At 72.2% G+C, this 18358-nt stretch carries 13 protein-coding genes and 1 pseudogene; 8 read left to right on the top strand and 6 right to left on the bottom strand.

Annotated elements, in window-relative coordinates; all coding sequences use genetic code 11:
* Positions 1 to 47: 47 nt before the first annotated feature.
* Positions 48 to 1331, bottom strand: coding sequence for an ROK family transcriptional regulator (locus ACEZDG_RS30180; RefSeq protein WP_380515562.1), 1284 nt, complete (start codon positions 1329 to 1331; stop codon positions 48 to 50).
* Positions 1332 to 1538: 207 nt separating this feature from the next.
* Between ACEZDG_RS30180 and ACEZDG_RS30175 the strand changes: the two genes are divergently transcribed.
* From ACEZDG_RS30175 to ACEZDG_RS30150, 6 genes are all read left to right on the top strand, one after another.
* The gene (locus ACEZDG_RS30175) at positions 1539 to 2909 is read left to right on the top strand and encodes an ABC transporter substrate-binding protein (protein WP_380515560.1); all 1371 of its coding nucleotides are present in this window, start codon (positions 1539 to 1541) and stop codon (positions 2907 to 2909) included.
* Positions 2906 to 3823, top strand: coding sequence for a carbohydrate ABC transporter permease (locus ACEZDG_RS30170; protein ID WP_380515557.1), 918 nt, complete (start codon positions 2906 to 2908; stop codon positions 3821 to 3823). The genes ACEZDG_RS30175 and ACEZDG_RS30170 overlap by 4 nt, the downstream gene beginning before the upstream one ends.
* Positions 3820 to 4746, top strand: coding sequence for a carbohydrate ABC transporter permease (locus ACEZDG_RS30165; protein ID WP_380515555.1), 927 nt, complete (start codon positions 3820 to 3822; stop codon positions 4744 to 4746). The genes ACEZDG_RS30170 and ACEZDG_RS30165 overlap by 4 nt, the downstream gene beginning before the upstream one ends.
* A 41-nt stretch (positions 4747 to 4787) precedes the next feature.
* On the top strand, positions 4788 to 6890 hold the full coding sequence (locus ACEZDG_RS30160) for a hypothetical protein (protein WP_380515552.1): 2103 nt from the start codon (positions 4788 to 4790) through the stop codon (positions 6888 to 6890).
* Positions 6891 to 6892: 2 nt separating this feature from the next.
* Positions 6893 to 9166, top strand: a complete 2274-nt coding sequence (locus ACEZDG_RS30155) for an RICIN domain-containing protein (RefSeq protein WP_380515549.1) — start codon at positions 6893 to 6895, stop codon at positions 9164 to 9166.
* A gap of 100 nt (positions 9167 to 9266) precedes the next feature.
* Positions 9267 to 10247 carry a pyridoxal-phosphate dependent enzyme gene (locus ACEZDG_RS30150; RefSeq protein WP_380515547.1) on the top strand — a complete coding sequence of 327 codons (981 nt, stop codon included), beginning with the start codon at positions 9267 to 9269 and terminating at the stop codon, positions 10245 to 10247.
* Positions 10248 to 10394: 147 nt separating this feature from the next.
* Here ACEZDG_RS30150 and ACEZDG_RS30145 read toward each other — a convergent pair.
* Positions 10395 to 11366, bottom strand: a pseudogene (locus tag ACEZDG_RS30145) (YbfB/YjiJ family MFS transporter); the annotation flags it as partial.
* Between the two features lie 204 nt (positions 11367 to 11570).
* Entirely contained in the window at positions 11571 to 11873 is a 303-nt protein-coding gene (locus ACEZDG_RS30140; RefSeq protein ID WP_380515544.1) for a muconolactone Delta-isomerase family protein, read from the bottom strand.
* A 123-nt stretch (positions 11874 to 11996) separates the two neighbouring features.
* Between ACEZDG_RS30140 and ACEZDG_RS30135 the strand changes: the two genes are divergently transcribed.
* Both ACEZDG_RS30135 and ACEZDG_RS30130 read left to right on the top strand, forming a co-directional pair.
* Positions 11997 to 13007: a LysR family transcriptional regulator gene (locus ACEZDG_RS30135; RefSeq protein WP_380515541.1), complete on the top strand. Its 1011-nt coding sequence runs from the start codon at positions 11997 to 11999 to the stop codon at positions 13005 to 13007.
* Positions 12998 to 14035: an NAD(P)H-dependent flavin oxidoreductase gene (locus tag ACEZDG_RS30130; protein WP_380515539.1), complete on the top strand. Its 1038-nt coding sequence runs from the start codon at positions 12998 to 13000 to the stop codon at positions 14033 to 14035. Before ACEZDG_RS30135 ends, ACEZDG_RS30130 begins: the two co-directional genes overlap by 10 nt.
* A gap of 42 nt (positions 14036 to 14077) precedes the next feature.
* Here the strand turns inward: ACEZDG_RS30130 and ACEZDG_RS30125 are convergent, their stop codons facing one another.
* From ACEZDG_RS30125 to ACEZDG_RS30115, 3 genes are all read right to left on the bottom strand, one after another.
* The gene (locus ACEZDG_RS30125; protein ID WP_380515536.1) at positions 14078 to 16078 is read right to left on the bottom strand and encodes a sigma-70 family RNA polymerase sigma factor; all 2001 of its coding nucleotides are present in this window, start codon (positions 16076 to 16078) and stop codon (positions 14078 to 14080) included.
* Positions 16079 to 16148: 70 nt separating this feature from the next.
* Positions 16149 to 17651 (bottom strand): glycosyltransferase family 39 protein, encoded by a 1503-nt coding sequence (locus ACEZDG_RS30120; RefSeq protein ID WP_380515533.1) that lies wholly within the window; start codon positions 17649 to 17651, stop codon positions 16149 to 16151.
* Positions 17635 to 18351: a TetR/AcrR family transcriptional regulator gene (locus ACEZDG_RS30115; RefSeq protein WP_380515532.1), complete on the bottom strand. Its 717-nt coding sequence runs from the start codon at positions 18349 to 18351 to the stop codon at positions 17635 to 17637. The genes ACEZDG_RS30120 and ACEZDG_RS30115 overlap by 17 nt, the downstream gene beginning before the upstream one ends.
* Between the last annotated feature and the right edge of the window lie 7 nt (positions 18352 to 18358).

The following is an 18358-nucleotide window of genomic DNA, read 5'->3' as shown; positions in this document are numbered from 1 at the left end:
CGCCTGGCCACCGCCGGGAGCCGGGAGTTGGGCGCCGGGCGGCGGCCTCAGCGGCGGGCCGGCTGGAGCAGCAGGCTGCCGGCCGGGTCCTGGTAGACCGCGTCCAGCGCCAGGCAGGCCCCGCCGCGGGCCGCCGCGGTGAAGCCCAGCGTGGAGAGGGCGATCTCGCAGCCGCCGGCGTCCGGCGCCATCACCGTCTGGTGCACCGTGTGCCGGACCTGGTCGATCAGATACTGGCCGAAGAACGCGAAGTGGCCGCCGAGCACCAGTAGTTGCGGATTGAGGACGTCCAGGAGCAGGGCGATGCCGGGGCCCAGGGCGGTGGCGATGGCGTCCAGGGCGCCCAGGGTGCGCGGGTCGCCTGCCTTGGCCCGGCGCATCAGCTCGGCCAGCCGCTGCTCCAGGTCCACGGACGGGTCGCAGACCGGGTCGTCCGGGTCGGCGGCGGCGCGCAGCAGGGCGGCCAGTCCGACCTGGGTCTCCCAGCACCCGCGACGGCCGCAGGCGCAGAGCCGGCCGCCGGGGTCCAGCGGAAGGTGGCCGACCTCGCCCGCGTGGCCGGCCGTGCCGCGCAGCAGTTGGCCGCCGGCGATGATGCCCGCGCCGACGCCGATCTCGCCGGTGAGATAGAGCAGGTCGTGCATGTCGGGGGCGGAGACGGCCAGGTACTCCGCGATCGCACCGAGTTTGGCGTCGTTCTCCAGGTGCAGCGGCGGGGCGTCGGGGCCGAGCCGCCGGGCGAGGCCGGCCAGGGCGTCCACGTCACGCCAGCCGATGTTGGAGGCGTAGCTGACCCGACCGCGCTTCATGTCGATGACCCCGGGGGCGGCCAGGGTGACGCCGATGGTGCGGATGCCGTCGGCGCGCAGCTCGTCGACGGTGCGGCGGATGGTGTCCGCGATGGCGTCAAGGACCGCGTCGGGGCTGGCGGTTCGCACATCGAAGGCGATGCGGCGTTCGGCGGTGACGGTGCCGCGCAGGTCCAGGGCCAGGATGCTGAGGTAGTCGACGTTGATCTCCGCGCCGATCCCGCACACAGTGCTGCCGTCGATCTCGACGGCCAGACCGGGCCGTCCGACGGTGCCCTCGCGTTCGACCTCCCCCTCCCTGGCCAGGCCGCTCTCGACAAGTTCGGTGACCAGGCTGGAGACGGTGGCCTTGGGCAGGCCGGTGTCGGTGGCGATCCTGGCCCGTGAGCGGGGGCCTTCGTCGCGCAGCAGGCGCAGCACCAGGCCGAGGTTGCTGCGTCGGATCGAGGAGCGGTCACTGACCTTGGGCAGGCCGGCCATGGCCAGCTCTCGTGCACCGGTGCCGTGCAGATCGGCTTTCACCGTTTGATCCTCCCTGGTTCATCGGTGCCGGCTCAACCTGTTGACATCGCCGTGATTAGTTCGAACAATAGCCGAACTAATAGCCCAGGGGAACCACGGGACGGGCCCGGCCGCAGACCTCCTGCGGCCGGGGTGAGTGGAAAGAGGCAGACAGTGACGATGCGATCCGGCATGCGCTCCGCGACGAGAACCGCGACGAGCACCGCCATGAGAACCGGCCCAACCGGCCGGCGGTCCGGTATGCGTTCGGGCACCCCCTCGGTGCGGGCTGCCGCACTGGCCACGCTGATGATCGCGGCGCTGGCCGGCTGCTCGTCGAGCGGCTCGGGCGGTGCGGCGAAGACGAACGCGGACGGCACCGGCGCGGCAGCGGTGAAGCTCGACTTCTGGGGCTGGGCGCCCGGGTACGACCAGTCGGTGGCCCTGTGGAACAAGGCCCACCCCGGCATCCAGGTCTCCTTCGACAAGACCGCGTCGGGCTCCAAGGGCGGCTACACCAAGATGCTGACGGCCGTTCAGGCCGGCAACGCCCCCTGTCTGGCGGAGGTCGGCTACGAGACGCTGCCCAGCTTCGCCGCGGCCGGCGCACTGCAGGACGTCACCGCGTACGCCTCGGCGGCCCGCGGCCAGTTCGCCGCCTGGACCTGGAACCAGGTCACCATCGGCGGCCGGACCTACGGCGTGCCGGTGGACACCGCGCCGATGGCGCTGCTCTACCGCAAGGACCTGTTCGCCAAGTACGGCATCACCCGCCCTCCAGTCACCTGGGACGAGTACGCCGCCGACGCGGCCCTGGTGCACAAGGCCGACCCGAGCGTCTACCTGGGCGACTTCGGCAACGACGCCTACAACTACGCGGGCCTGGCCTGGCAGGCCGGCGCCAAGTGGTTCGGCACCTCGGGCGACCAGTGGCAGGTCTCCCTGGGCGACGCCGCCAACCAGAAGGTGGCCACCTACTGGCAGGGCCTGCTCGACAAGAAGCTGCTCAAGACCGACCCGAGCTACGACCCCTCGCTGTACGCCGACATGGCCAGTGGAAAGATCCTCTCCGACGTCAACGCGGTGTGGGACACCCCGATCCTGGCCAGCAGCGTGAAGGCCACCTCCGGCAAGTGGGCGGTCGCGCCGATGCCGGTCTGGGACGCGGCCAACCCCGTCTACGGCAACGACGGCGGCTCCTCCACCGCCGTGCTCAAGGGCTGCGCCCACCCCGAGGAGGCCACCGAGTTCGCCCAGTGGATGAGCACCGACCCGGGCAGCCTGAGCAACCTGATCAAGGTCACCGGCATCTACCCCGCCGCCACCGCCGGGCTGTCCAACCCCGCGCTGAGCGCCGCCGACCCCTTCTACGGCGGCCAGCACGTCTTCGACGTGTTCAAGGACGAGACTGCCCACATCGACACCAGCTGGCAGTGGGGCCCGACCATGACCCAGACCAGCACCGACCTCGGCGACGGCCTCGGCAAGGCCGAGACCAGCGGCGCCAAGCTCACCGCCGTACTGTCCGGCGTGCAGGACAAGACCCTCGCGCAGATGAAGCAGCAGGGCCTCTCGGCCGCCGCGGGTGCCCAGGGATGAGCACCGTCCGGCTCGCGCGGCCACCGCGCCATCTGCGCCGACGCGGCCGTACCGTCGCGCTGTTCCTCGGCCCGTTCCTGCTGCTCTTCGTCACCATGTACCTGGCTCCCATCGGCTACACCCTCTACCAGAGCTTCTTCCGGATGCACCGCGACGGGCTCGGGCTGACCGCGCCCACCCGGGTCTTCGCCGGGCTGTCCAACTACGGCACCGCGCTGGGGGACCCGTCCTTCCGCGGCTCGCTGCTGCGGGTGCTGCTGATCGGCCTGGTACAGGTGCCGCTGATGCTGCTGCTGGCGCTGGGCCTCGCACTGCTGCTGGACGCGCGGTCCACGCCGTTCAAGCGCTTCTTCCGGCTCGCCTTCTTCCTGCCGTACGCGCTGCCCGGGGTGGTCGGCGCGCTCATGTGGTCCTACCTGGTCGCCCCGGGGCTCAGCCCGATCACCGCGGCGGCGCACCACCTCGGCCTGCACCTGGACCTGACCTCGGACGCGATGCTGGCCCCCATCATCGGCAACATGCTGACCTGGGGCTGGACCGGCTACAACATGCTGATCATCTACTCCGCGCTGCAGGCGATCCCGGCCGAACTGAGCGAGGCCGCCACCATGGACGGCTGCTCCGCCTGGGGCACCGCCTGGCGGATCAAGGTGCCGCTGGTCCGACCGGCCCTCGTGCTGACCACCGTGTTCTCCATCATCGGGACCGCCCAGCTCTACAACGAGCCGGCGATCCTGCACAACGTCGCCCCCAACCTCAGCAGCGCCTACACCCCGATCCTGGCCGCCTACGGCCAGATCGACGCCAACAACTTCAATGCGGCAGCCGCCGAGTCGGTGCTGCTCGCGGCCCTCGCCTTCGTGCTGTCCTTCGGCTTCCTGCGCATCGTCCAACGACGGGGAGCCGCGCTGTGACCACCGCACCCACCCTCGACACCGCCACCGACCCCGCACCCCAGCGCCCGGTCCGCGGCGGGGTCGGCCGCCCGCGGCAGCACACTCCGCGCGCGGCGCGGTGGATCACGCTCGCGGTCATGGCCTTCGCCGCCGTCTACTTCCTGACCCCGGTGTGGTGGCTGCTGGTCGCCTCGACCAAGACCAACTCCGGGCTGTTCACCGGCAACGGCTTCTGGTTCGGCCACTTCGCGCTGCTGGACAATCTGCGCGAGGTGTTCACCCGCCAGGGCGGCATCTACTCCACCTGGCTGCTCAACAGCGTGCTCTACGCCGTGGGCGGGGCCGCGGTCAGCACCCTGGTCTCCGCCCTGGCCGGCTACGCCCTGGCCAAGTACGCCTTCCGGGGGCGGGAGCTGACCTTCAACATGGTGCTGGCCGCGGTGCTGGTGCCGCAGCCGCTGCTGGCCATCCCGCTCTACCTCATGTTCACCCAGGTGCACCTGGTCAACACCTACTGGGCGGTGCTGCTGCCCAGCGCGGTCAGCCCGTTCGGCGTCTACCTGAGCCGCGTCTACGCCGCGGCCTCGGTGCCCGACGAGCTGATCGAGGCCGGGCGGATCGACGGGGCCGGGGAGATCCGGATCTTCGCCGCCATCGCGCTGCGGGTGATGTCCCCGGCGCTGGTGACCGTCTTCCTGTTCCAGTTCGTCTCGATCTGGACCAACTACCTGCTGCCGGTCCTCATGCTGGCCAACGACCGGCTGCAGCCGGTCACCGTGGGCATCGTCGGCTGGCAGGCGCAACGCAGCATCGGCCCCTCGGCCGTACCCACCAACATCGTGATCACCGCCGCCATGGTCTCCGTGGTCCCCCTGATCGCGCTGTTCCTCTCGCTCCAGCGCTTCTGGCGCTCGGGTTTGACCGCAGGCAGCGTCAAATGACCGGCCGTCAGAACCGCCCCCCGACCACCAGGAGTTCCGCTTTGCAGGCCAGGTACCATCTGCGCTTCCAGATCCACCCCACCGCCGACGCTGCCGCCGATGCCGCGGAACTCGCCCGGTTCTGCACGGACGCCGGAGTCCAGGAGGCGGTGCTGCTGCTCAATGCCGAGGAGCTGTACACCGGCCACTCGGACAAGCGGGAGCTGGACCGCTGGTTCGACGCGACCGCGGCGGCAACGGAGGTGCTGCGCGGCGCGGGCATCGAGGTCAGCCTCAACCCCTGGGTGACCAGCGGCCACGCGGACCGGGGCCGGAGCAACCCGCTCGGCTTCACCCCGATGGTCGGCTCGACCGGGAGGACCGCCGCGTCCCAGGCGTCGTTCGCCTGCCCGCGCTGGCGCGAGTGGATCGTCGGCTACTACGGCCGCTTCGCCGAACTGGAGCCACGGGTCCTGTGGTTGGAGGACGACTTCCGCTACCACAACCACGCCCCGCTGGCCTGGGGCGGCTTCGAGCAGCCCATGCTGGACCGGCTGGCGGCGCTGGTGGCACGGACCGACTCCGGCGCGCCGGTATCGGAGGAGCCGGCGACCGACGCGCCGGCGGCGGACGCGTTCACCCGCGAGGCGGTGCTGGCCGCCGTCACCGCGCCCGGGCCGCCGCACCCGTGGCGGGCCCTGCTGCAACAGGTATGGCGCACCGCACAGTTGGAGGTCGCCGAACTGGTCGCCGCAGAGGTGGCCGTCCGCTCGGAGGGACGCAGCCGGCTGGGCCTGATGAGCTCTCAGCTCGGGGTGGCCTCGGTGGAGGGCCGGGACTGGTCCGCCCTGTTCGAAGCCCTGGCGGTGAACGGCCGCACCGTCCACCGCCCGCACTTCGCCCGTTACACCGACGCTCCAGGGCGGGACCTCAGCTTCTCGGTGTGGATGCTGGAGCAGCAGCGGGCACTGCGGCCCTCCTGGGTCACCAGCGAACCCGAGATCGAGAACTGGCCGCACACCGCCTGGTCCAAGTCCGACACCCAGACCTGGTCGGAACTGGTATCCGCGCAACTGGCAGGCTCCGACGCACTGCTGCTCAACCTGCACCCGATGCAGGCCGGGCGGGCCGGACGGTTCCCGGCGGTGCGCGACCTGCTGGTCCGCTCCCGCCCGGCGCTGGACTGGATAGCCGAACGCCTGCCGAGCGACGCCGCCCGCGACGCCCCGGCCGAGGGCGTCGGCCTGCCGTTCGCGACGGACACGGCCGCGCAGGTGCGCACTGGCGGTGGTGATGGGGACCTCGACGCGTTGGCGGTCGATCCGGGCCCGGCCGCGGACTTCCTGCTGCGCTACGGCGTCCCGGTCACCGCCACTGGTGCTTCAACCGCCCCGGTGCGTGCTGTGTTCGGTCAGGCGGCCTGGTCCTTCGGCCTGGACGAACTGCGCACCATGCTGGCCGACGGCCTGCTGCTGGACGGCGCCGCCGCCGCCGTGCTGGGCGAACGCGGCCTGGGCGAGCTGATCGGGGTGCGGGTGAGCGGCATCGTCAGGAGGGACGAGCAGGCCGACCCCGGGCCCTATGCGGTCGAGCAGGTCCTGGCGGACGGCCCGGCGAAGGGCGCGGTGCTGAGCGTCAACAACCAGTCGGCGCTCGCCCGGCTGGAGCCTGCCGCCGGGGCAGTGGTCTGGACGCAGATCCTGACGGCCGGGCTCGAGTACTGGGGGGCCGGCCGGTGCGGCTTCACCAATGCGCTCGGCGGGCGGGTGGTCGTCCTGGCGGCGACCGCACCCGACGCGCTGCCCTACGACGACGACGGGCAGCACCTGCTGCACGCCGCGATCCGCTTCCTGGAGGGATCGCGTCCGCGGCTGCCGCTGGTCAGCGGTGGTCCGCACCTCATCCCGCAACTGACCAGAACTCAGCACGGCATTCGGCTCGCCATCGCCAACGGCAGCGCTGACCCGTCCAGCGTCCGGGTCGATCTGCCCGGGCCCGTGACGTTCCCTCGGGCGACCGTGCTGTCGCCGCTCGTACCACCGCGTCCGGTGACGGCCCTCACGTCGGCCGGGTGCGTGGAGGTTCCCCATGAACTGCCCCACCGGGGCTGGTTGGTCCTCGAATACCCCGACGAATACGCCGACACCACCCTGCTGAAGGAGTAGTCGTGTCACCTGTTCGCACAAGGTTCGCCGCCGCACTCGCCGCCCTGGGCCTGGCCCTGGCCGGCGGCGGCACCCTGGCCACGACCACCGCGTCGGCCAGCGTGCCGACCCCTGCATCGACCGCCTCGACCCCTGCCTCGGCCGCCGCCGCGGCCCCCGCCTACACGATCTCCATCGGGTCCACCGGGACGTACGCCTACCCGGACGACACTCCGGCCAGTGCCTACCTGGACAAGGACGGCACCTTCTACTTCCAGCAGTCCGACTCCCTGTACGGGGCGACCGACCCGCGCCAGTGGGACTTCTACACCGGCGCGAACTTCGACTCCGCCACCCGCTCCAGTGCGATCAGCAACGCGGTGAACCCCGCCAACGCCAACGACAAGAACAACGACACCACCTGGCGGTGCAACAACAGCCCGACCGGTCTGCAGGCGACGAGCGCGGGCTCTGGCTCGGGCTACTCCCAGAAGAACTTCTGCGACCTGCTCGGGGTCTGGGTCGACCCGGACACCGGGGACTGGCACGGCCTGGTGCACAACGAGTTCACCCCGCAGCCGTTCGGCGACGGGCTGCACTACGACTCGATCGACTACGCGGTGTCCACCGACCAGGGGAAGGTGTGGACCATCGAGGGGCATGCGATCACCTCCCCCTACAGCACCGCCCGCAACGACACCACGGCGTTCCCGAACCAGACCTACGACTACGGCGACGGCGACCCGCGGCTCTACGTCGACACGGCGTCCGGCTACTTCTACGTCTACTACGGTTCGCGGATCATCCCCAAGGGCGGAGTGGCAGGTAGCAACGGTGGCCTGGCGCACGTCGCCCGCGCTCCGATCTCCGGCAAGATGGCCACCGGCAGCTGGTCCAAGTGGTACGACGGCTCCTGGTCGCAGCCGGGAGTGGGCGGCCTGGAGAGCAATATGGTGCCGGCCACCACGGCCGACCCCTCCGGCTACACCCCGGTCGCCGACGACTACAGCCCCGCCACCACCGGCACCGTCGACCAGCAGGTGGCCGCCGGTCAACTGCCGCCGAAGTCGGACCTGTTCATCATGAACATCACCTACGACGCCTACCTCGGGCTGTACATCGGCGAACCCGAGGTCGTCACCGGGACCGCGCCGCAGCGGTTCTACGCCACCGACAACCTCGCGACGCAGCAGTGGCACCTGATCGGCGACTCCGGCAGCTACACCTCCGGATCCTGGTACCGCTGGTTCGTCGACACCGCGAACCGGACCAGCTCCACCGTCATCGGCAAGACCTTCCGCTCGTACTGCTCGATCGCCTGCGCCGGTTCCGACGGCGAGTACGCCAATGTCACCGTGGACTCGACCGCCCCCGCCGCGCCGTCGTTCGACCCGTCCAGCACCTACCGGATAGCCAGCGGGGACGGCAGGGTGCTGGCCCAGGCGTCCGGCAGTACGGCGACCACCTCGCTGGCCGCCGGGACCGGATCCAATCTGGAGGCGTGGTCCTTCGCCGGCAACGCCGACGGCTCCTACCGGATCGTCAACGCCTCCACCGGTCAGCTGCTGGGCGTCGACTCCACCGCCACCGCCGGTCGCGCCTGGGGGACGAGGCCGACCGTCACCGCGCCCGGAACGGGCGGCTCCACGGTCGGGCAGCAGTGGTTCGTCATCCCTGACGTGTCCTCAACCGGCGCCCGCACCGGGACGTACCGGCTGGTCAACCGCTACAGCGGCCTGGTCCTCGGGATGTCGTCCAGCTCCGGCCGGGCCGCCGAGACCACACCCGGCCGCTACTGGACCAATGCCACCGGCAGCACCGTGGGCGGATCGCGCACCGCGGCCGAGCAGACCCTCACCATGACCGCGGTCGGAACCACCGGCGGCAGCCTGGCCGGCACCCACACCCTGGTCACCGGCGGCAAGGCACTGGACGACCCGAACCACAGCACAACCGCCGGCACTCAGCTCATCACCTGGAGCGCCAACGGCGGAGCCAACCAGAGCTGGACCTTCACCCAGCAGCCGGACGGCTCCTACCAGCTCGTCAACGGCGAGTCGGGGCTGTGCGCCGACGTCAGCGGCGGGTCGACAGCGGCCGGCGCCAAGGTGATCCAGTGGACCTGCACCGGCGGCGGCAACCAGCACTGGACCGTCACCAAGCAGAGCGGCGGGACCTACACCGTGGCGTCCGTGGCCAGCGGACTGCTGCTGACCACGGCCTCGACCTCCGACGGATCCCTGGTGACCCAGCAGCCGAAGTCGAACTCCCCGCAGCAGCAGTGGACGATCGGCTGAGCGGCTGAGGTACCCGCGGTATCTGACCGCCCGAGACGGCGCGGCACCCGGACCGGTGCCGCGCCGACCGGCGGTGTGCGCTGCGGCGTACGATCGGTCAATGCCCCAAGATCCGAGCGACGCGGCAGCTCCGCTGACGGCCGTCGACCGCACCCCGGTACACCGTCTGCCCCGGCTGGCCGCTCTGCTGGGCATGCAGCAGGACGCGCTGTGGATCAAGCGCGACGATCTCACCGGGCTGGCGGGCGGGGGCAACAAGGCGCGCAAGCTGGTCCCCCTGCTCGCCGCCGCCCGGGCGGCCGGGGCGGACACGCTGGTGACCGGTGGCGGTGCGCAGAGCAACCACGCCCGGATGACGGCCGCGGCTGCCGCCATCCACGGGATGGGCAGCCACCTGGTGCTGAACCGGCCTCCGGTGCCGGACCAGGGCGGCAACCTGCTGCTTGACGGACTGTTCGGCGCCGGGGTGACCTGGACCCAGGCGCTGCCCTTCGCCGACCTGCAGACCGCCATCGAGGAGTGCTGCGAGAAACTGCGGGCCGGTGGACGGAAGCCCTACTCCATCCCGGTCGGGGGATCGTCGGTGCTCGGAGCGAGCGCCTACCTGGACGTCGCCCAGGAGATCGGCGAACAGCTGGACCCCGGTCTTGTGGTGGTGGCCACCGGCTCAGGGGGAACCCACGCCGGGCTCGCCGCCGGGTTCGGCGACCACGCGCGGGTGCTGGGCGTCGACGTCGGCGCCCTGCCGGACGTCGCCACGGTCGTGCGCGACCTTTCCACCGCGGTCGCCGCCCACGCCGGACGCGAGGCTCCGCGCGGAAGCGTCTCCCTGGACCGCGCCCGGATCGGCGACGGCTACGGACTGCCCACCGAGGCCGGGCATGAGGCGCTGCTGGCCGCCGCCCGTTGCGACGGCATCCTGCTGGACCCGGTCTACACCGCCAAGGCCATGGCGGGACTGTTCGCGGCCCGCCGGGACGGCCGGATCGAGGCGTCGACCAGGGTCCTGTTCCTGCACACCGGCGGCCTCCCCGGACTCTTCGCCCACCGCTACGCCGACTGGGCCGGGTCCCTGCTCTGAGCGTGTGGACCGGGGCAGGCGAGGGCCCGGCCGACGTCGTCGGTCCCGGACCTGGCGCTGTCCCTGACGGCCGGTCCGCAGCAGCGTCGAAACGAGGGCTGCGGCCAGGACCACTGCGGCGGCCAGCAGCAGGGCCTGGTGGTAGCCGTGGTGCAGCGAACGCGTGACGGCCAACGGGCCCAGGATCTGGCCGGTGGAGTAACCCGCCGTCAGCAGGGCCACGGAGCGGGGGAATCGCAGCTGGGCGCCGATGGCCAGGGCGATGGTGCTCACGCCCAGGAAGGTGGCGCCGAAAAGGAACGCGGAGACCAGAGCGGCGGCGACGCCACCGGTCAGGGCGGGCAGGGCGATGCCGACGGCCTGGATCACCAGGGCGGCGGCCAGCAGGTCCGGCCGTGACCAGCGGCGCCCGAGCCATGCCCACAGCGCGGAGGACGGCAGGGCGGCGATTCCGACCAGCACCCAGGCCCCGTTGCCGATCCAGCCGGGGGAGCTCTGCTCGATCGCGGCCACCAGGAAGGTACCGGCGACGATGTAGCCGATGCCCTCAAGGGTGTAGGCGACGAACAGGGCGGCGAAGAACCACCGGTGCGGGTGCGGCCCGCGCTCCCGGCCCACCCCTGGAGCGGTGGGCGCGGTCGGGCTGATCGTCCGTTCCGGGGCGGGTTCGGGGCGCAGGTTCCATGCGGCTGCGGTCAGGAGTGCGGCCAGCGCGGCCGAGGCCCACCAGGCAGCGCGCCAGTCGGCCACGGTGCGCAGCACCATGACCAGCAGGCCGGATCCGGCGATGCCCGCGCCGATACCGCCGAAGGCCCAGCCGGCCAGGTGAGCCGGATGTTCTCGCAGGTGGCTCAGGAGCGCGCTGACGGCGAAGACGAAGACCAGGGCGCTGGCCACGCCCGCCGGCAGACGCAGGGCGATCCACCCCGAGGGGCTGTGGGTGAGGGGCATCGCGGCCAGCGTGGCGGTCAGCAGGACCAGGCTGCCGCGCAGCACGGCGGGGGAGCGCAGCAGCGCGGGGGCGAGCGTGCCGACCAGCGCGCCGATCAGATAACCGACGTAGTTGGCCGTGGCCAGGTTGGCGCCGGCGCTTGCGGACAGCCCGGCCTGAGTGTGCATCAGCGGCAGGATCGCGGTGTAGACGAATCGGCCGATCCCCATCCCGGCGGCCAGCGCCGCTGCCGCCTGGGCGACGTGCAGCCACGCTGACGGGATCGGGCCGCCGGCCCGGCTGCGGGACGGGCTCAGGGTCACAGCGCTCATGGCGGAGTCTTCCGTGTCGGGTCGGCGGTGGTGAGGGTGAAGCTGTCAGCGGCCGTGCGGCTATGCGGTGGGGTCGGCCTTGCCCGGGTCGTTGGGGTGGGACTCCACGGGCGTGACGACCAGGGTCATCCACGGGCGCAGCGGAAGCGTCCCGAGGACCTTCTCGTGCAGCTCCGCCTCGTCGGCGGCACGCCACAGGCCGATGCTGCGCAGCTCGCCGACCGGCCGCCACAACCGGGCCAGCTGGCCGGTCGCGGCGAGCTCCCGGGCGCGGACGGCCTCCGCGGCACGCCGCCGGTCGACCTCGGCGGGGTCGGTACCCTCGGGGACGTGGGTGGTGATCTCGACGAGGAACTCCTGCATGGTCCTCACTCCGTTCGGTGCGTGGTGCCGCGTGTCCATGGCTTCAGACTGCGCCTGCCGCCTGATGGGCGCCACGACCGGCTTCCTCGCTGGTGATAGGCGCAGCCTCCTACCGCACGTAGCATGGCGGGCATGGAGCTGCGCCAGTTGCGGTACTTCGTCGCCGTCGCCGAGGAGCTGAACTTCGGACGCGCGGCCCGGCGGCTGCTGATCGCCGGGCCCTCGCTGTCCCAGCAGATCAAGGCGCTGGAGCGGGATCTGGGCGTGCGGCTGTTCGACCGCGACCGCCGCACGGTGGCGTTGACCGCGACCGGCGCGGCGTTGCTGCCGCACAGCCGTGACCTGCTGGAACGGGCGGACGACCTGCGCCGCCGGGCCGCCCGGATGTCCGGCTCGGAGGCGGTCCGACTCGGCTACGTCAACTGGCTTCCCCCGGACGTGACCGCCCGCACCTCCGCCGTGGCCCAACTGCATGTCGACGCGTGGATCGCGCCCTCGCACACCCAGGCCGCCCGGGTCGCGGACGGCAGTCTGGACCTGGCGGTGTGCTGGGTACGCGCCGAGGACCTTGAACGGCACGCCCTGGAAGCCCGGCTGATCGGCGCCGACCGGCTCTACGCAGTCGCCGTCGGGCGGGACGCCGGCCCGGCCAACGGCCCGGACCCCGGTGACGTCCGGGCCAGGGACACTGTCGTGCTGCTGGACGACGACACCACCTCCTGGTCCTCGTGGAACCTCTACGCCGAGCAGTTCGCCCGCGACACCGGCGCCCGCACCGTACGCATCGGCGACGGTGGCATCACTGGCCCGGCCTTCTTCGACCACGTCCGCCGCAGCCGCCGCCCGGTCATCAACTCGCCCAAGGGGCAGACCTCACCGCTTCCGCCCGACCTGGTCCGGCGCCGGGTGGTCGCACCGGCCCCCTACTGGACCTGGTCCCTGGTGTGGCGCCGGGGTGAGGTGCGGGCCGCCGTCCTGGCCGCCGCCGACGCCCTCACCAGCGGGGCGAACAGCGGCGCGAAAGACGGCACGAACGACGGCGACCGCCTCGGCGTCCACGCCCCGGACGCCTGGCTGCCCGAGGGCGATCCGCATCGGAGCACGGCGCAGGGGAAGATGGGCCCATGGTCATGAACAGCCTGCTCTCCACGCTCGGCATCACCGCGCCGGTCCTGGCCGCACCGATGGCGGGCGGCGCCAGTACCACCGCCCTGGTCGCGGCTGCGGCCCGCAGCGGGGGCCTCGGCTTCGTCCCGGCCGGCTATCTCGACGCGCAGACTCTGGCTGACCGGATCGCCGCCGTCCGCGCCGAGCGGATCCCGTTCGGGGTCAATGTCTTCGCCCCCAATCCGCTGCCCGTGGACCGCGCCGCCTTCGACGCCTACGCCGCGCTGCTCCAGGCCGAGGCCGACCGCCACGGCCTGGATCTGACGGCGAGCGCGCCGGTCGAGGACGACGACGCCTTCGCGCAGAAGATCGACCAGCTGACCGCGGACCCGGTGCCCCTGGTCAGCTTCACCTTCGGCATCCCCGCCCGGTCTGTGATCGCGAAGCTGCAACGCGCCGGGACGCTGGTGGCGCAGACCGTCACCAGCCTGGACGAGGCGCGTGCCGCAGCCGAGGACGGCGCGGACATCCTGGTGGTGCAGGCCGCCGCCGCAGGCGGCCACTCCGGCACACTGACGCCGCGGGTGCCGCTGAGCCAGGTGCCGGTCGCCGATCTGGTCGCCATGATCCACCATGCCGTCGACCGGCCGATCATCGCGGCCGGCGGCCTGGCCACGGCCGCCGACGTCGCCCAGACCGTGGCGGCGGGCGCGCAGGCGGCGATGGTCGGCACCGTGCTGCTGCGCACCGACGAGAGCGGGGCCTCGGCCGTGCACCGGGCGGCCCTCGCCGACCCCGAGGCCCGGGAGACCGTGCTGACCCGTGCCTTCACCGGTCGCCCGGCCCGCGCGCTGCGCAACCGCTTCATCGACCTGTTCGACCGTCAGGCCCCTTACGGCTACCCGGCGCTGCACCATCTGACCGGCCCGCTGCGCAGAGCCGCCGCCGCGGCGGGCGACGCCGGCGCCGTGCACCTGTGGGCCGGCACCGGCTACCGCGAGGCGCGGCAGGAGCCTGCGGAGCAGACCCTGACCCGCCTGGCGGCGGCGCTCTGAAGGCGAAAGGGCCGCCGCCGGATCCGGCCCGGGCAGCGGGGTTCAGCGCGGATGGGCGGTGAAGACCTGGTGCAGGATGTCCATGTAGGCGCCGTGGCCGCTGGCGCTCGGCCAGTCGGTGGATGACTCCGCCGCGGTGCCCTCGCCCCATTCGTTGTAGGTGACCAGGAGTTGGAACGGCTCGCCGGAGGTGGCGACTGTGGTGGCGTCCTTGCGGAAACGGGTGAGATCGCGCGGGACGCTGGGTGTCGCCTGGTCGTTCTTCCAGAATCCGGGCGACAGGATCGCGGAGTAGCCCTTCTGGATGTCCAGGCTGGAGGCGTACTGGTGCCAGCCCTGCGGCTGGTCCGCGCAGTTGAGGTAGTTGCCGAAGACCTTGAGGACGACGTAGTAGCCCTCGGTCTTGTTGGCCTGGGCCCACCGTGTGGCCATGCCGCAGCCGTCGTCGCCCCCGCCGTAAACGAAGATCACCGGCTTGCCGTCGATGTGCAGCCAGGTCTTCTGGCCGGAGTACTTGCGCAGATAGACCAGATCGCTCCTGATCTGCGCCGAGGTGGGGTCGCCGTAGGCCTCGTTCTCGTAGTAGACGGTCCAGGAGAAGCCGAGTTTCGCGCCCTCGGACATCAGCAGCGGCAGCCGCTTGTCCTCGCGTTTGCCCACGCCCCACCAGGAGGAGATGCCGGCCTGCAGACCCGCGTACTGCATGTCCTTGATCTGGCGGTCGACGGTGGACGGGACGTCGACGCTGTACTTGCCGGCCGAGGGGGTGTACTTGCTGCCCCCGCCGCTGAAGTTCTCCGGGTACCACGGGTAGTAGAAGGCAGCTCGCAGCGGCAGCCTGGTATTGACGATCGCCGCCGCCTTGGGGGCCGCGGCCGTGTGCGACGGTGTGGCGCTGGGCTTGGCGGTAGTGGCGGTCGCGGAGGGCGTGGTGGACGGCGGCGGGACGCTGGAGGGCCGGACGGCGGCGGGCGCCGCGGTGCCTGCGGTCCGGTGCTGCCGGCCCTGGCTGGACGGTGCCATGGCGTAGGCGGCGGTGGCGCCGACCAGCGCCAGCGCGGCGCCGGACAGGACCGCCGCCTTGCCCAGGGAGACACCCCCGGCCCGGCTCGCGGCCCGGCTCGCGCTCCGGCTCGCTGCCCGTCCCGTCCTGGCCGCCCCGGAGCGGGCGTGGGTGGCGGCGGTGGCCGAGTGGTGGGCGACGCCGCCCGCGCCGGTGAGGGCCAGGGCCAGCAGCACCGGCGGGACCGGAACCAGCGCGAAGTTGGCCAGCAGCCGTTCGACGGGCACCATCTCGGCGGGCACCCCGCCGCAGGTCGGGCAGGTGCGCACATGGCGGGCGATCCGCTTGCGCCACAGCCCGGCCGGCCGCCCGTCCCAGTCGCGCAGGACGGCGTCGGCCTCCTGGCAGCGCGGCACCGCGTGCAGCGCGCGTACGACGGTCCGGGATATCTCCAGTTGGGCCTTCATCCGCTGGATCCGGACCGCGGCCTTGGGCGGCGGCAGCTCCAGCGCGGCGGCCAGCTCGGTGCGGGTCAGCTGGCCCGCGACCTCCATCCACCACAGGGACAGCAGCTGCCGGTCGTCGGCGTCCAGCCACCGGGTGGCCTCGGCCGTCTCCCGCCGCTGGCCGGACAGATTCAGCGTGGTGATCGTCAGGTCGACGAAGTCGGCTCCGGGATCGGCGAGCAGCGCCGTTTCCTGCAGGTCCTGGATCCCGGCGGAGTCCGGTGCGCTGCGCCGTGCGCGCCAGTGCCCGCGGACCTGGCGCATGGCGATGGCGACCAGCCAGGACCGGAACGCCTCGGGGTCGCGCAGCTTCCGCACGTCGCGGATCATCTGCAGCATGGTCTCCTGCACGACGTCGTCGGTGTCGCCGGGGGCATCCAGCGCGCGTCCCACGATGTTGTAGATCAACGGCAGGTAATCGGCCACCAACTGGTCCAGCGCCCGCTGGTCGCCCTGCTGTGCGGCACGCACCGCCGCGGCCTGCGCGCGGGGCGGCCGTGGACCGTCGTAGCCGTTGTGTGGAATCTGGGTCATGACCTGAGGAGGGTTCCCGTTCGGCTTCGGCATAACAGAAATCGGCGAATCCGATCCCGCACAGTCTGCCTCAGCTGTCGTGGACGAGGGCGGGCCAGAGCCGCGCCCAGCTGCCGCGCGGCTCACGGCAGACGTAGATCGCGGCGTGGAACTGCGTCTCCTGGTCGTTCACGCCGTTCATCCGGATCGGGGCGATCTCCGTCACCCGGCCCCAGGCCCGGCCCAGTTGGGCGGGGTCGAACTCGCCCACGCACAGTGCGACCTCCGGCCGCCCGGGCGGCGGCCCCCAGAGCGCGTAGTTGTTCTGTCCGCTGAACACCGGCTGCCGCAGGCCCTCGGCCGGGCCCAGGATCGCCAGCGCCCCGGCTTCGCCGTAGTTGCTGGTGAAGATCGGCGTTCCGGGCGGCAGCGCGGCTGCGGCCAGCCGCACCTGCTGGACGAACCCGGGCCATCCATAAGTCTCGATCACCGTCGGGTTGAGCTGCCGCATCGTATTGGCCGCGCTCAACGGCAGCACCGGCAGGCCGATCAACAGCGCTACCAGCGCCGACACTCCGATCGCCACCGGCCAGCCGGTCCGGCCCCGGGACCGCCCCATCGACTCGACCCGCACCGCGCCCGCCGCGAACAGCCCGGCCAGCGCCGGGGCCGGGTAGTACGACTTTCCACCGCTCGCGGTGAACACCACCACCGACACCACCGCGACCACCAGCACCCACCGGTGCGCCCGGCCGATCGGGGACGCCAGCCAGCGCACGCCCAGCACCCACAGCGCGATCAGCGGGGGACCGGCCAACAGCACGGCGAGGACCGGTAGTTGCTCCAGTGAGCCGAGCGGTCCGCCCTCTCCGGAGGAGAGCACCTGGGCCATCCGCAGATTCGGCCAGCCGTGGGCGGCGTCCCAGATCACGTTCGGTGCGGCCAGCGCGACGGCCACGCTTGCGGCCAGCCACGGTCCGGCGAGGGTGAGCGCCTCGCGGCGCAGCAGGAGCAGACCGACCGCGATGCCCAGCAGCAGGACGGCGACCGTGTCCTTGTTCTCCAGGCCGACCCCCGCGGTCACCCCGGCGGCCAGCCAGGAAGCCGTGCTGCGGAGCCGCAGCGCCCGGGCGACCAGCACCAGCAGTGCCACCCAGACCAGTTGGTCCACCACGGTGGTGCCGAAGAGCAGCGAGGAGGCCACGAACACCGGGCAGGCCGCGATCGCGGCAGCGGTGATCGTCTGCGCGCGGCGCCCGCCGCCGAACTCGGCGGTCAGCATCGGTGCCAGCAGCACACAGCCGACCTGCGAGGCCACCGCCAGCAGCCGCAGCGGCAGCACGCCGCCGGGCAGGGCGGCGGCGAGCCGGGCCAGCAGCGGGGTCAGCGGCGGCTGGTCGACATAGCCCCAGGCCAGGTGCCGGCCGCAGATCACGTAGTAGAACTCGTCACGGTGCCAGCCGTACCGGGTGGCGACCGCCAGATGCACCACCGCCACGACCGCGGCGACCAGCAGCACCGGACGCCTTGCCGTCGCGGCGCGGCCGGGGGTGGACGGGGTGGTGGGTAACACGCGTTCAGCGGTCTCCGGCATGGCTGGCCTCCACAGCGGGAAACGCGGATATCAGCAGGTGGCGCACGGTGCGGCGGCAGTCCTCGTCGGTCAGCATCCGCGAGTCCGGGTCGTTGTGACGGTGCATGGCGAACCAGGCGACGGTCTCCACGACGAACCGGGCGGCGACCGCCACATCGGGGACCGGGCGCAGCAGCCCGGCCTCGATCCGGGCGGCCAGGTAGTCGCCGAGCTGGCCGACCATCGCGCGCCGCCGCTGCACGAAGTACCACTGGGCCAGCTCGGGCAGCTGCTCGGCACAGCGCTCGACCAGTTGCAGCGCCGTCCGGTGCTGCTCGACGAAGGAGTACAACTCGTCGACCACGGAGCCCAGTTCCGCAGCCGGAGGAAGGTCTGTCGGCCGGGTGGAGGCGCCGGCCAGGAGCGGCAGCGCGGTCCGGTCGCCGGCCCAGGACTCGACCAGCGCGACGACCTCGTCGGCGGTCGGGGTGGGCACCGGCACCTCCAGCGCGGCCACCGTGTCCGGCCGCAGCACCCGCACCAGCGCCAGGTGGAGCAGGGCCTGCTTGCTCTTAGCGTAGGTGTAGACCGCGCCGTGGCTGAGCCCGAGCGCGTCCGCGACGTCGGAGATGCCGGCGGGCCGGAAGCCCTGCGCCAGGAACACGCGCACCGCCGCGTCGGCGATCTCCTCCAGGGGTCGCATCGGCATCCGTCCACGCATGGGCTCA

It is taken from the genome of Streptacidiphilus alkalitolerans, assembly GCF_042511045.1.
GTDB classification, from domain to species: domain Bacteria; phylum Actinomycetota; class Actinomycetes; order Streptomycetales; family Streptomycetaceae; genus Streptacidiphilus; species Streptacidiphilus alkalitolerans.
Note: the sequence above shows the minus strand (reverse complement) of the source record. Positions and strands in the feature narration are given on the sequence as shown.